Below are 13,905 nucleotides of genomic sequence, written 5' to 3'. Positions count from 1 at the left end.
CTATGACAGCGGGACGGCGACCTCCCCCTAGGGTCGGAGCATGCGCGTCCCCGCCGCGGCCGTGCTCGGCCTGCTCGCCGTCCTCGCGCCGGTCCTCGCCCCTGCTCCCGCCTCTGCCGCTCCTGCACTCGGGGTCGTGCGTCCGGCGATCGCCTCCGTGCGCGCCCCGCTCCCGGCGCCCGCCCACGATTCCGCCCTTCCTGCTGCCCGCGGGGTCGAGAGCTTCTCCTTCTCCTCCTTCTCCGCCGACTACTACCTGGATCGGGACGAGAACGGTCGGTCCCGGCTCCGCACCGTGGAGCGCCTCACGGCGGTGTTCCCCGACTTCGACCAGAACCACGGCATCCGGCGGGCGCTCGTCGAGGACTACCTCGGCGCGCCGACCGACCTGGAGGTCGTCTCCGTCACCGACCAGACGGGAGCCGACCGGGACTACGAGACCGAGAGCGACGAGGGGATCCTGCTGGTCACGATCGCCGCCCACGACTACCTGCACGGCGAGCAGACCTACATCATCACCTACGAGCAGCGGAACGTCACCGGCAGCTTTCCGGCAGCAGGCGGCGGATCTGTCGACGAGTTCCAGTGGGACACGAACGGGACGCTGTGGCAGCAGAGCTTCGCCGAGGTCACCGCTCGTGTGCACCTCCCCGCCGATCTGGCGGCGACCCTCACCGGTGACGCCGCCTGCTATGTCGGCGTGCAGGGGGCGGCTGATCCCTGCGACATCGCTGCGGCCGACGACGGGAACGAGACGGTGTTCACCGCGAGCGAGCGCGACCTGGGCCCGGGCGAGAACGTGACGGTCGCCATCGGGTTCGCCGCGGGCACCTTCGTGCCCCGCGACGACTCGCTCTTCGGGTCGCCCTTCGGCGCGATCCTCCTGCTCTCGCTGGTCCTGCTGCTCGCCTCGGCCGTCTGGGCAGTCGCCTTCCGCGTGCTGCGGCTGCGGAGCGCCCCGGGGCGCGGAATCGTCGTGCCCCAGTACCTGGCGCTGCCCGAGCCGGACCTCCTCGTGTCCGCCGTGCTCCTCGGCAAGACCGCCCGCGCGGTCCCCGCGACTCTGGTCGGGCTCGCCGTGCGCGGCGTGCTCCGCCTGGTCGAGGAGCAGGGAAAGCGCGGGAAGCCGCGCTTCGCGGTGCAGTTCGTGTCCTGGGAGGGACGCCCGCGGCTCGGCGGCGGCCCGCGCGGAGCCAGCGACACGGAGCGGGAGCTCGTGCACGCGATCCTCCCCGACCCCACCGCCGGCGCCCGCGCGGCGCTCGACGGCTCCAGCCCGGGCGTGGCCAAGCGGGTCACCGCGCTGACCCAGAGGCTGCGCGCCCGAGCCGTCGAGCAGGGCTATCAGAGGATGCCCCCGCGAGGCCCCCGCGCGGCGATCGCGGTCCTGACCGGGCTCGGCGCCATCGGCACCGGCAGCTCGGCCGCCATCCTGCTCGCGACCGTGCACGGCGGCGCCGTTCCGGCCGTGGCGCTGTTCGCGCTGCCGCTCGCCGTGCTCGGCTTCCTGTTGCCCGCCCACCGCCCGCTCACCCCGGCCGGGGTGGAGGTGCGGGACCACCTGCGCGGCGTGCGCGTCTACCTCGCCCTTGCGGAGGCCGAGCGGTTCCAGATGCTGCAGAGCCCCGAGGGTGCAGAGCGCCGGGTCACCGACGGACAGGGCGGGGTCGTCGCGCTGTACGAGCAGCTGCTCCCGCACGCCGTGCTCTTCTCGGTCGAGCGGCAGTGGGCCGAGGTGCTCGGCAGGTTCTACGAGCAGACCGGGGAGCGCCCCGACTGGTACGCGGGCTCGTCCTCCTTCAACGCCGCCGCGTTCTCCGCCGGCATCGGCGGGGTGGCGGCGAGCGCCGCATCCGCGTACTCGTCGAGCACCTCGTCGAGCTCGAGCGGCGGATCCTCGGGCGGCGGGTCCTCGGGGGGCGGCGGAGGAGGGGGCGGCGGAGGCGGCGTCTGAGCGGTTTCCGGATCGGACACCTCGGCCCGCTATCCTGTCGAAGCCTGAACATCACTCACCACCGTGGAGGTCGCCCATGTCCGACGAGCAGACCCCCAAGCGCATCCTCTCCGCGGTGGGCGGCTGGTCCGCGGTGCGGGCCCGCGCCGACGTCCTCGACCGCGCAGGGCGGCTGACGCTCATCAACGATGCGGCCACCCCGCACGAGGCCATGGTGGAGGACGTGCTGTTCGTCCGCGGCGTGCTGGACGACGCCGGTGTGCACTACCTGCTCATCCGGGGAAACGACGCCCGCCCGGTGCTCGCCATCGACCGCACCGACTATGCGGCGGCAGAGCAGGCGCTGGTCGCCGCCTGCGCGCGGGAGCCCTTCTACTGCGACACGCTTCGGCCGCTCGACCTCGAGCGCAAGGGCGCCTCGCTGCTCGTCGCGGAGGGGAGGCTCTCGGCGGCACTCAAGCCCTCACTGCTGCGGATCTACCGCCCCCGGATCGATCGTGGCGGCGCCCTCGAGTACGGCAGCGGGTACGCCGTGCAGCTGGAGGTCTGGAAGCGCGGCGCCACCGAGATCGTCGTGCCGATCGAGAACGCGGTCACCCGGCGGCGCCTTCCGCTGTCGGAATACGCGGAGACCACGGTCGAGCGCTTCGGCGTGACCTGGCCGACGCTGACCCACATGTTCGAGCAGCTCGCGAGCGACGTGGACTTCGACATCGACATCGTCTTCAGCTGGGTGGACGGAACCGACAAGGAGTGGCAGCGCGCCCGCGCCAAGCGGATGGCGGCCTACGTCGTGGGCGAGGGCGACGACGCGGAGGCCCGCTTCCGGCAGATCGACGAGCTGCGCTATGCCCTCCGCTCGGTGTACCTCTACGCGCCCTGGATCCGCAACATCTACATCGCGACCGATTCACCTGCCCCACTCTGGCTCGCCGAGCATCCGCGCGTGCGGATCGTGCGCAGCGAGGAGTTCTTCGCCGACCCGTCGGTCCTGCCGACGCACAACTCGCAGGCCGTCGAGAGCCAGCTGCACCACATCCCGGGGCTCAGCGAGTACTTCCTCTACTCCAACGACGACATGTTCTTCGGCCGTGCGGTCGGGCCGGAGATGTTCTTCTCCCCGGGCGGGCTCACCAAGTTCATCGAGGCGAGCACCCGGATCGGGCTCGGCGAGAACGATGCGGTCCGCAGCGGGTTCGAGAACTCCGCGCGGGTGAACCGCCGGCTGCTGCGTGAGCGCTTCGGCCGAGTGACCACCCGGCACCTGGAGCACACCGCGGCGCCGCTGCGCAAGAGCGTGCTGGAGGAGCTCGAGCGCGAGTTCCCCGACGACTTCGCGCGCACCGCCGCCAGCCGGTTCCGGTCGGCCGGCGACATCTCGGTGACGAACTCGCTGTACCACTACTACGCGCTCTTCACCGGGCGGGCGGTGCAGAAGGTGGGCGCCAAGGTGCTCTACGTCGACACCACCATGCAGAGCGGCCTCAAGTCGCTCAAGCGCCTGCTGAAGAAGCGCTCCTACGACTTCTTCTGCCTCAACGACGGCAGCTTCCCCGAGGTGTCGCCGGAAGAGCGCGCGCGCAAGATGCGCTCGTTCCTCGATCAGTACTTCTCGATCCCCGCCCCGTGGGAGCGGACCGCCGTGCCGATCGTCGAATCGGTGGAGAAGAACGCGGGCTGAGCGTCAGCGCCGTCCGGCCGGGACCTTCGCTGCGGTGCGGACGCGGCCGTTGATCGCGGGCGGGATGAGCACGCCGGCCTCGGCCAGCCGATCCGCCGTCTCCTGCTCGGACACGTAGGAGACCTCGGCGTAGCCGCCGATGGGCACCACCGAGTGCATCACGGTGTCGGCGTAGACGTGCACGAGGTTGAACGCCTGCGCGCCGTTCTGCGCCCGCTCGGCGCCCACCCGCACCGTCAGGTCCTGCGAGTAGCAGGTCGCGCTGGCGACCGAGACGGGGATCCCCGCGAAGGTCGCGGAGGTCGAGTAGTGCAGGTGGCCGGCGAGGATCGCTCGGACGTCCGACCCGCGCAGCACCGAGGCGAGCCGCGCCTGATTGCGCAGCTCCACGAGCACCGCGAGGTCCGCCACGCTCGGCACCGGCGGGTGATGCATCGCGAGGATCGTGCCGTGCGGCGCCGGCGTGGCGAGAACCTGGGTCAGCCACTCGAGCTGGTCGCGCGCGACCTCGCCGTGGTGCTGTCCCGGGACGCTCGAGTCGAGGGTGATGACGCGGAGTCCGTTGACGTCCGTGACCCGGTCGATGGGGCTGCCGTCGGGGCGCTCATCGAGGAGGCCGGTCCGGAAGGCGGCGCGGTCGTCGTGGTTGCCCATGCACCAGATCACCTCGGCGCCGACGCGCTCCGCGAAGGGCTCGACGATGCGGCGGAGCTTGGCATAGGCGTTCGGCTCACCGCGGTCCGCGAGGTCGCCGGTGAAGATGATCGCCTCGGGCCGCCGGCCGGATGACTCGAACTCGGCGGCGAGACGGCGGAGGGTGGCCTCGCTGTCGACCGTGCCGTAGAGCGGATCGGGGCCGCCCACGAGGTGGGTGTCGCTGAGGTGGAGCAGGAAGTGGTCGGGGCGGGGGTGCTCCGCGATCCGGAGGTCCGTGACGGTCTCGCGGTTCTGGAGCTGGCGCTGTCGCGCCGTCCTACTGTCGCCCTCCGAAGCAGTCCCCATGGGAACGTTCCCTCTCCTGTGCATCGGCGTTGGTACGAGGATGTTGGAAACCAGTCAATGCCATGCGGCCGACCGGCAGCGACACCCTTGACGGCGTGCCGTTGAACGCTTAGTGAACTCCGGAAGCCGGGGCAGTACGCGTCCCAGAAGGGGGCGCACCCGGAGGAGGGGCGTCGCGCGGTCGGGCAGGGCGGCGCGGCGCGCAGGCCACGACGTCAACCGGGTCGCTCTGCGAGCTCACTCTGCGCGGTGCGAGGGGACGCGCAGGTGAGGGCTGACCGCCCGCAGTGCGGGAGCCTCCGGCGACGGTGTGAGCGGTCGTTCGCGCGCTGGGGCACCGTTCCCTGCGCTACTGCGCTACTGCTCTACTGCTCTACTGCTCTACTGCGCTACTGCGCTGCGGCGGGGGCGGGCCGCGCGCCCACCATCGCCACTGCTCGAGAGGCGGTGGTGACCCCCGCGGTCGCGGCGTCGGCCAGCGGCGCCCCGGCGCACCAGCGCTCGAGGAACCCCGCGGCGAACGCGTCGCCCGCCCCGGTGGGGTCCAGCGCTCCTCCCTCCGGCCGCACCGCGGGAAGGCGCAGGACGGGGCCGGAGCGGGTCCGCACGAGGACGCCGTCGGGGCCGAGGGTGAGCGCGACGACGGGATAGTGCTCGAGCAGCGCGGCCGCCACGTCGTCCGGAGTGCTGCCTCCGGTGAGGAGTCTGCCCTCGTCGAGGTTGGGGAAGGCGATGTCGACGCCGGCCGTCGTGGCGAGGAAGCGGTCGACGCCGAACTCCTCGAGGAAGGCCGTGGAGGAGGGGTCCACCGAGGAGGTCGCGGGGGCGGCGCCGGCGAGGAGGCGCCGCCAGCCCTGTGGGTCGGAGGCGAACAGGGAGTAGCCCGTGAGGTGGACATGACCCGCCGCCCGGAGGAGCCCAGCGGGCACCGACTCCGGCCGGGTCAGGTCGTTGGCGCCCCGCGCCGTCAGCATGGTCCGCACCTCGCCCTCGAGGAGGAGGACGATCGTCCCCGTCGGCTCCGCGGAGGGCAGCAGCAGCGTCGTGACGCCGACCGCCTCGAGGAGCCCGGCGTGCCGATCCCGGTCGGACGCGTGCACCGTCCCCACGAAGTCGACGGACGCGCCGAGGAAGCCGAGCCAGGCCGCCACGTTCGCGGCGGAGCCGCCCGGGCGCCGCTCGATGGTGGCGACCGTGTCGGTGTCCGGCCGGATCGGACCGGCCGGGCGCACGAGGACGTCGTCGATGACGTCCCCGACCACCAGGATGCGCGGACCGGCCTCCATCGGTTCAGGCGGCCAGCGCGATGGCGATGTCCGCGGCCACGCGGACGTTGTTGCGGGCCAGGTCGAGGTTGACCTCCAGCGAGACGCCGCCCGACGCGCGCACGATGTACCCCAGCAGGAACGGGGTGACCGCCTTGCCGCGCACGCCCGCCTCCGCCGCCGCGGCGAAGGCCTGCTCGAGCACTCTGTCGTGCTCAGCAGGATCCCACTGCTGCTCCACCGGGATCGGATTCGCGACGAGCAGCCCGGGACGATCGAGGCGCCCATCCGCGGCGGCCTCCTGGGCCCGGAGGATCGCGGCGACCTCCTCGGGGGAGTCCACTCGCCAGTCGAGCGGCAGGTCGCTGGCCGCGAGCCAGAACAGCGGGAACACGTCGGTGCGGTAGCCGACCACCGGCACGCTCAGCGTCTCGAGACGCTCGAGGGTGGCCGGCACGTCGAGCACCGACTTGACCCCCGCGGACACGACCGCGACCGGGCAGCCGGCCAGGGTGCTGAGGTCGGCTGACTCGTCGAAGGTGGAGCTGGCGCCGCGGTGCACACCGCCGAGGCCACCCGTTGCGAACACCCGGATCCCGGCGCGGGCCGCGAGGAAGGCGGTCGCGGCGACGGTCGTGGCGCCGCTGGAGTGGCGGGCCGCGAGGATCGGCAGGTCGCGCACGCTCGCCTTGGCGAGGTCCTCCTCGGCGATGCGGCGCACCCCCTCGGCGTCCAGGCCGACGCGGGGCACTCCGTCGAGGACCGCGATGGTGGCGGGCGTGACGCCCCGGGAGCGGAGGATCTCCTCGAACTCGACGGCGGCCTCGTGGTTGCGGGGCCGGGGGAGGCCGTGGGAGATGATCGTCGACTCGAGGGCGACCACCGGCCTGCCCTCCTGGAGGGCGGCGGCAACCTCGGGGGAGGGCTCGAAGGGGGACATCCGCTCACCCTACCGAGCGGACCTCCCCGCCCGAAGTGCCCGTTCCGGCGCGAAGTGCCCGCTGCAAGGGGCACTTCGCGCCGGAACGGGCACGTGGGCGAGGGAAGGGTGTCAGTCAGATCTTGACGTCACCTGCGAGGTGGACGTGCACGCCGAGCTCGGCGAAGACCGCCGCCTTCGCGAGCAGCGCCTTGTCCGCGGTCTCGGAGTCCGGCGCGTAGACGACCTGGGCGTGGTTGGCCTTGTGGCGCGACATCAGCTGGTCGCGGGTCACGCCGTGCAGCACCGCGTGCTGGATGGGCCACTCCGGGTTCGTGGCCTGCAGCCGGCGGTTCGTCTCCTCCTCGGGCAGCTCCACCGCGGTGCCGCGACCGATGTCGAGGTGCAGGGCGCCATCCATCACGTAGACCCGGGACCAGACGATCTCGCCGGGCTTCGCGACGCCGGAGATGGTGCTGCCGCCGAGCGGGAAGAACACCGGGCTCTGCCGCTTGCCCACCGCGCCCTGGTAGCCGTCGGCGAAGTGCGAGGGCGGAACGGAGCCGGAGATCTCGAAGACCCAGACGAACTGGCCGTCGTAGTCCTCGCCCCAGCGCACGTCGTGCAGCGTGTTCGCCGGGTCCAGTCCCATGGCGGTCCAGACCCGGTCGGTGATGAGGGTGTCCACCGCAACGCCCTCGTCCACCTCGTTGAAGTGGGGGAGCGCGCGTCCTTCCCAGAGCACTCGGGAGCCGTCCCGGCTTGTCACCGGCGGCCGGTCCACGTTGTTGAGCAGGCCCTCGGCCAGGTCGCTGGCGGGCGAGAGGTCCTTGAGGCCCTGCTGGTACTGGATGCCGATCGCGTCGACGCCGAAGTCGTCGGCGATGCGCAGGGCGGCGATGTACATCTTGTACTGCCAGTCGAGCTGCGCCTGCGTGAGCTCGGTCTTCTCGTCCGAGCCCAGCTCGAACGTCATCCCCTTGGCGAGCAGCCACTCGCCCACCGCGGCGGCCTCCTCGTCGGTCACCTTCTGCATCTCGGCCCAGAGCGCGCTCTGCGAGAGCCGCTCCTTGTAGATGCCCGTCGTGTTGAGCAGCTCGTCGTCGATGATCGCGTTGTACATCCCCATGCAGCCCTCGTCGAACACCCCGATGATGGCCTTGTCGCGCAGGAGCTGGTCGGCGATCGCCTGGCCGAGCTCCTTCTCGGGGGAGTCGGGCAGCTCGGGCAGGTCGCGCACGTGTGAAGCGTCGTGCGCGATGGTGCCGGTCTCGATCCAGCTGCGGATGCCCTGCTTGAACCAGTCGTCGGTGAAGTCGACGCTCCAGATGGTCGAGTAGGCCACGCCCATCTTGGTGAGTCCACCGTTGAGGTTGAGGAGACCCACGAGGCCGGGCCAGTCGCCCGCGAAGTTGGCGACGGTGAGGATCGGTCCCTGGTGGGTGCGCAGACCGCTCAGCACGTGGTGGCTGTACTGCCACACCGCCTCCGCCACGATCAGCGGGGCGTCGACGGGGATGCCCTTGAACGTCTCGATGCCCATGCGCTGGCTGCTGATGAAGCCGTGTCCGGTCTTGGGGTCGATCGGGTTGGCGCGGACGATGCTCCAGCCGAGCTCGCCGAAGGCCGTGCCGAGGGAGTCCTCCATCGCCTTCTGGGTGGGCCAGCCGGCGGTGTTGGCGCTCTCGCGGAGGTCGCCGCTCGCGATCAGGTACGCGGTCCTGGGGGCCGCGGTGGGCCGCGTCGCCGGTGCGGGAAGGGTGTACGTGGACATGCCGTTCCTTTCGTTGTCGTTCAGGAGGGAAGGACGGTGAGCCGCCGGTCAGCCAGCGGATGCGCGAGCGGCGGGGCCGAGGAGTGCTCGTCGTGCCGCCGGTCCGAGAGGGCGTCGGGGAGCGTGCCGGGAGGCCGCCGGACGGGACGGGCGAGGTGGGCGGGCGCCGGAGCGGCTTGCCAGCGGCGGAACCTGAGGGGCCTGCCGATGGCGGAACCGAGGCGCTCGCCGGAGCGGCAGGCGAGGATCGTCCCGCGGCGGACGCCTCTGGCGCCCCCGAGCACTGCCGGAACGCTCACCCATCCTCCTTGATCGACAGCGGAGTTTCAGCGTGCCAGAAATCGATTTCCCGGGCAAGCACTCAGCCGGGGATCGGCGCGCGCAGCGACGAGGCCACGCCGTCGAGGACGACCCGCCGAGGTGGCGAGGCGTCTCCGCCGATCCGGGCGAGGAGCAGGCGCGCGGCCTCCTCGCCGAGCTCCCGTGCAGGCAGGGAGACGATGGCGACGCCGGCGGGGACGAGGGCCGAGTAGGGGAGGTCGCCGATGATGGCGATCCCCTCGGCGGACAGCGACCCGGGGGCGGCCGTGACGGCGGCGAGAGCCCCGGCTCCCATCAGGTTGTTGGTGACGACGATCCCGTCCACGCGGGGCAGGGAGCGCAGCAGCCGCCCCGCTTCCTCCCGACCGCCGTCGAAGCGGAAGTCCGCGTGGCGCAGGAGGGACGGATCGGGCGTTCTGCCGGTCGCCGCCTCGATGGCGTCCCGCCAGCCCTGCGCGCGGTCCTCCGAGGTGTCGACCCCGGCCGGTCCGGTGATGCAGGCGATCCGGGTGCGGCCACGCTCCAGGAGTGCCGCCGTGGCCGCCCGGCCTGCACCGATGCTGTCCGCGGTGACCGTGTCGATGTCGTGACCATGGGGGCTCCGATCGACGGCCACCACCGGGCGACCGGCGAGACTGCCCAGGTCGCTGGTCTCGCCGGCGGGAGCGAGGATGACCCCCGCCATCTGCTCTGCCGCCGCGATCCGGAGGTAGGTGGACTCTCGGTCGGTGTCCTCGTCCGTGTTGCACAGCACCACCGAGTAGCCGGCAGCGCGGGCGGTGTCCTCGACGCCGCGGGCGAGGGCGGTGAAGAAGGGGTTCTCGATGTCGGGGATCACGAGGGCGATCAGCTCCGAGTGCCGCCGGCGCAGGGAGCGGGCGGTGCGGCTGGGCGTGAAGTCCAGTTCCTCCGCCGCAGCGCGCACCCGGCCGGCGAGATCCTCGGCCACTCTCGTGCCGTTCAGCACCCGCGAAACCGTGGCAGGCGAGACCCCGGCGAGCGCCGCGACCTCGTAGATGGTTGCCATGGTGAGGCCACCCTAGTGCGGCTAGCGTGAGCGGATGACGTCGCTGTGGCTCGACCGGAACACCCCTCTCGCCGAGCACGGAGCCACCTATCCCGCGTCGGACTTCGCCCCCGGCGCCGAGTACGACGCGGTCGTCGTCGGGGCCGGCCTCACCGGGCTGGTGACCGCCCTGCTGCTCGTCCGGGCGGGCAAGCGGGTGGCCGTGATCGACGCGATCGGAGTCGGCGGGCTCGCCACCGGCAACACCACGGCCAAGCTCAGCCTGCTGCAGGGCGCCCGGTATTCGGCGATGCTCGCGAAGACCGCCCGGAAGAACGCCGCCGCCTACGTGGAGTCCAACCGGGAGGGCTTCGAGTGGCTGCTGCGCTACCTCGACGACCACTCGGTGCCGTACCAGCGCCGTGACGCCTATACCTATGCCGGAACGCCCGAAGGGGCGGCCGACGTGGACCGCGAGCACCTGGCCGCGCGTCGGCTCGGGCTCCCCGTGGAGAAGGTCACCGCGCTGGAGCTGCCCTTTCCCGCCTTCGGGGCGGTCCGGCTCAGCGACCAGGCCCAGTTCGATCCGATGGACGTGCTGCGCGCGATGGCGGCCGACGTCCGCTCCCGCGGCGGCACCCTGGTCGAGGGCGTCCGCGTCACGCGGGTGCGCGCGGGCGGTTCGGATCGTCCCAGCGTTGTGGTCACCACCGAGGGCGACGTCCTGGCCGCGCAGGTCGTCCTCGCGACGGGCATGCCCTTCCTCGATCGCGGCCTCTACTTCGCCAAGCTGGAGCCGTCGCGCTCCTACGCCCTCGCGTTCCGGGTGCCCGCCGGGGAGGTCGCGCCAGACTTCGGCATGTACCTCTCCCTCGACGCGCCCGGCCGGAGCCTCCGCACGACGCCGGTCGTCCCGGCCGACCTGCCGAGCGCGCTGCACGGCGCGGACATCCTGATCGTCGGAGGCAACGGACACCGGGTGGGGGCCCATCCGCATCCCCGGGATCTCGTGACCGACCTCGAGACCTGGACGCTCGCGCACTTCCCCGGTGCGGAGCGCACGCACGCCTGGTCGGCGCAGGACTACCGGTCCGCCGACCGGATCCCCTTCATCGGCCGGCTGCCCCGATCCCGACGGCGCGTCTACCTGGCGACGGGCTTCGACAAGTGGGGGATGGCCAACGCGGTCGCGGCCGGCATCCGGATCTCCGCGGAGATCCTCGGCGGGCACCTGCCCTGGGCGAAGGTGATCGGGCGGCGGGTCACGCGGCCCGGCGGCTTCGCGACCGGCGCCCGGGTCAACCTCGAGGTGGGCGCCCTGGCGGTCACGGGCTGGGCGCGAGCGGAGGCGGCCCGCGAGCCTGCCCCGCCCTCCGAGGGGCGAGGGGTCGTCGGCAGTGCGGGAGCGAAGCCGGTCGGCGTGTGCACCGTGGGCGGGGTCTCCCGGCGGGTCAGCGCCGTCTGCCCCCACCTCGGCGGGGTCGTCACCTGGAACGACCAGGAGCTGTCCTGGGACTGCCCGCTGCACGGCTCGCGGTTCCGTGCCGACGGGACCCGCATCGAGGGTCCCGCCACCGAGGATCTCGCCCCGGCCTGAGCCGCGCCGCGCCTGTGCCGCCGGGAGCGGTCCGGCGCGCTAGAATAGACCCCGGAATCCCGCAATCTGCACGAACCGACCCCGGCTTTCGGGTTGCTCGGCTCGACAGGGAGATCCTCGATCGGCGCGTCCTGAAGATGAGGACCGACCGCTCGACCCGAACCCCGCCCTGTGCGGACCTATTCGAGGAGGACCATGGCTCGATCGAGCCAGGCGCAGGCGACGCGTGCGCGAGGCGGCAAGACCGCTGACAACGAGGGGATCATCCCCGTCCTGGCGCGCGCCGTGCGCGAGATCGAGGGCGCCGCACAGCGGGGCCCGGTGAGTCCCGCGAACCGCACCAAGTTCCAGGTGATCGCGCTGCTGATGCGTGAGGAGCGCCAGCGGGCGAAGGCCGACACCGAGGTCACCGAGCCGGAGCGCGCCGAGCTGCTGAAGCGGCTGGACGGCGTCGCGACGATCCTCGCCAAGACGGCGGCCCGCGACACCTCCCTCATCGCCCTGCTGGAGAGCGACAAGGCGCCGAGCGACGCCGCAAGGTCGCTGCGCCGGCGGATGCTCGAGGACGCCGGCATCGAGGTCGCCGAGGAGGAGCCGGAGCAGGGGCCGGCCGCGTCCGGCGAGGCAGCCGAGCGCCAGGTGATCCCCGGATCGGTGCGCGCCCGCCAGCTCGCCAACCCGTTCCTGGCCCCCGACCTCGATGCCGCATACGTGCCGCCGGTGCCCGCGCGGCGCCTGGCGAACTGGGAGCTCATCGGCCCGCTCTTCAAGAGCTTCGAGTACGGCTCCGGCGGCAACGCGGCGACGATGGTGCTGCCCGACCCGACCGATCGCGATCGCTTCGCGCCCGCCGGCCTGCAGCTGATGGACCACCAGTCCCGCTTCCTCGAAGGCGTGCAGCGCGGTCACCGCACCTTCCTGCTCGCGGACGAGCCGGGCCTCGGCAAGACCGCTCAGAGCCTCATCGCGGCCTCCGTCGCCGACGCCTATCCGCTGCTCGCCGTCGTGCCGAACGTCGTCAAGATGAACTGGGCGCGCGAGGTGGAGCAGTGGACGCCCACCCGCCGCGCCACCGTGATCCACGGCGACGGCGAGGATCTGGACGCGTTCGCCGATGTCGTCGTCATCAACTACGAGGTGCTCGACCGGCACATGAGCTGGCTCCGCACCCTCGGCTTCAAGGGCATGGTCGTCGACGAGGCGCACTTCATCAAGAACCTCACCTCGCAGCGCTCGCGCAACGTGCTGTCGCTCGCGGCGAGCCTCCGCGAGCGCAACCGCGACCCGCTGATGATCGCCCTCACCGGAACGCCGCTCATCAACAGCGTCGAGGACTTCCGCGCCATCTGGCAGTTCCTCGGCTGGATCGACGACAAGGGACCGCGGCCGACGCTGCTGTCGCGGCTCGAGGAGACCGGGCTCACGCCCGCCGACTTCGGCTTCTTCCCGGAGGCGCGCAAGGCCGTGATCGACATGGGGATCGTGCGCCGCCGCAAGATCGACGTCGCAGCAGACCTGCCCGCCAAGCGCGTGGTCGACCTGCCGGTCGAGCTCGACGACGACCTGGGCCGCTCCATCCGGCAGGCCGAGCGGGAGCTCGGCTCGCGCCTGCTGACCCGGTACCGGGCGGTGCTCGGCAACCGGGGCACCGACCCGGCCTCCGTCAGCCGCACCGAGCGCGCCGAGGTCGTCCGTCTCGTCGCGCAGGCCGAGCTCGACGAGTCGAAGGCGGCCAAGACCGGCGAGAACGTGTTCACGATGGTGCGGAAGATCGGCCAGGCGAAGGCGGCTCTCGCGGCCGACTACGCCGCCCAACTGGCGCGCTCGGTGGGCAAGGTGGTCTTCTTCGCCAAGCACATCGACGTGATGGACCAGGCGGAGCAGATCCTGGCCCGCCGCGACATCCGAACCGTGTCGATCCGGGGGGACCAGACGGCCCTCGCCCGGCAGAAGGAGATCGACGCCTTCCAGAACGATCCGGACGTGCGGGCCGCGGTCTGCTCGCTCACCGCGGCCGGCGTCGGCCTCAACCTGCAGGCCGCGTCCGACGTGGTCCTCGCCGAGCTGTCCTGGACGGCCGCCGAACAGCAGCAGGCGATCGACCGGGTGCACCGCATCGGCCAGGCGGTCCCCGTGACCGCGTGGCGCATCATCGCTGCGCACACGATCGACTCGAAGATCGCCGAGCTCATCGACAGCAAGGCCGGCCTCGCGGCCCGCGCCCTCGACGGCGACGACTCCGACGTGACTGCGGAGAGCTCCATCCAGCTGCAGGCCCTGATGCTTCTCCTCGACGAGGCCATCGACTCGGGCCGCCGCCGCTAGTCGAGAAGTGCCCGTTGCGGCGGCAAGTGCCCGCTATAGGGGCCACTTCCCGCCGCAACGG

10 protein-coding genes are annotated in these 13,905 nt (G+C 72.2%); 4 read left to right on the top strand and 6 right to left on the bottom strand.

Annotated features, from left to right (window positions below; all coding sequences use genetic code 11):
* The first annotated feature begins 40 nt into the window (after positions 1-40).
* Both JWR33_RS10700 and JWR33_RS10695 read left to right on the top strand, forming a co-directional pair.
* Positions 41-1,954, top strand: coding sequence for a DUF2207 domain-containing protein (locus JWR33_RS10700; protein WP_297411842.1), 1,914 nt, complete (start codon positions 41-43; stop codon positions 1,952-1,954).
* Positions 1,955-2,030: 76 nt separating this feature from the next.
* Entirely contained in the window at positions 2,031-3,635 is a 1,605-nt protein-coding gene (locus JWR33_RS10695; RefSeq protein ID WP_297411840.1) for a stealth family protein, read from the top strand.
* Positions 3,636-3,638: 3 nt separating this feature from the next.
* On the opposite strand, the gene JWR33_RS10690 is transcribed toward JWR33_RS10695, so the two are convergent.
* The 6 genes from JWR33_RS10690 to JWR33_RS10665 form a co-directional block, all read right to left on the bottom strand.
* Entirely contained in the window at positions 3,639-4,637 is a 999-nt protein-coding gene (locus JWR33_RS10690) for a phosphodiesterase (protein WP_297411838.1), read from the bottom strand.
* 389 nt (positions 4,638-5,026) lie between these two features.
* Positions 5,027-5,923 (bottom strand): PfkB family carbohydrate kinase, encoded by an 897-nt coding sequence (locus tag JWR33_RS10685; protein WP_297411835.1) that lies wholly within the window; start codon positions 5,921-5,923, stop codon positions 5,027-5,029.
* 4 nt (positions 5,924-5,927) lie between these two features.
* On the bottom strand, positions 5,928-6,842 hold the full coding sequence (locus JWR33_RS10680) for a pseudouridine-5'-phosphate glycosidase (RefSeq protein WP_297411833.1): 915 nt from the start codon (positions 6,840-6,842) through the stop codon (positions 5,928-5,930).
* Between the two features lie 115 nt (positions 6,843-6,957).
* Complete coding sequence (locus tag JWR33_RS10675; protein WP_297411832.1) at positions 6,958-8,595, bottom strand: fucose isomerase; 1,638 nt, start codon at positions 8,593-8,595, stop codon at positions 6,958-6,960.
* 20 nt (positions 8,596-8,615) lie between these two features.
* A complete protein-coding gene (locus tag JWR33_RS10670; RefSeq protein ID WP_297411830.1) occupies positions 8,616-8,894 on the bottom strand; it encodes a hypothetical protein in 279 nt (92 codons plus the stop codon).
* Between the two features lie 62 nt (positions 8,895-8,956).
* On the bottom strand, positions 8,957-9,943 hold the full coding sequence (locus tag JWR33_RS10665; RefSeq protein WP_297411829.1) for a LacI family DNA-binding transcriptional regulator: 987 nt from the start codon (positions 9,941-9,943) through the stop codon (positions 8,957-8,959).
* Positions 9,944-9,977: 34 nt separating this feature from the next.
* Between JWR33_RS10665 and JWR33_RS10660 the strand changes: the two genes are divergently transcribed.
* Positions 9,978-11,519, top strand: coding sequence for an FAD-dependent oxidoreductase (locus tag JWR33_RS10660; protein WP_297411827.1), 1,542 nt, complete (start codon positions 9,978-9,980; stop codon positions 11,517-11,519).
* Positions 11,520-11,714: 195 nt separating this feature from the next.
* The gene (locus tag JWR33_RS10655; RefSeq protein ID WP_297411825.1) at positions 11,715-13,844 is read left to right on the top strand and encodes a DEAD/DEAH box helicase; all 2,130 of its coding nucleotides are present in this window, start codon (positions 11,715-11,717) and stop codon (positions 13,842-13,844) included.
* The last annotated feature ends 61 nt before the right edge of the window (positions 13,845-13,905 follow it).

It is taken from the genome of Naasia sp., assembly GCF_025465545.1.
Taxonomy (GTDB): domain Bacteria; phylum Actinomycetota; class Actinomycetes; order Actinomycetales; family Microbacteriaceae; genus Naasia.
Note: the sequence above shows the minus strand (reverse complement) of the source record. Positions and strands in the feature narration are given on the sequence as shown.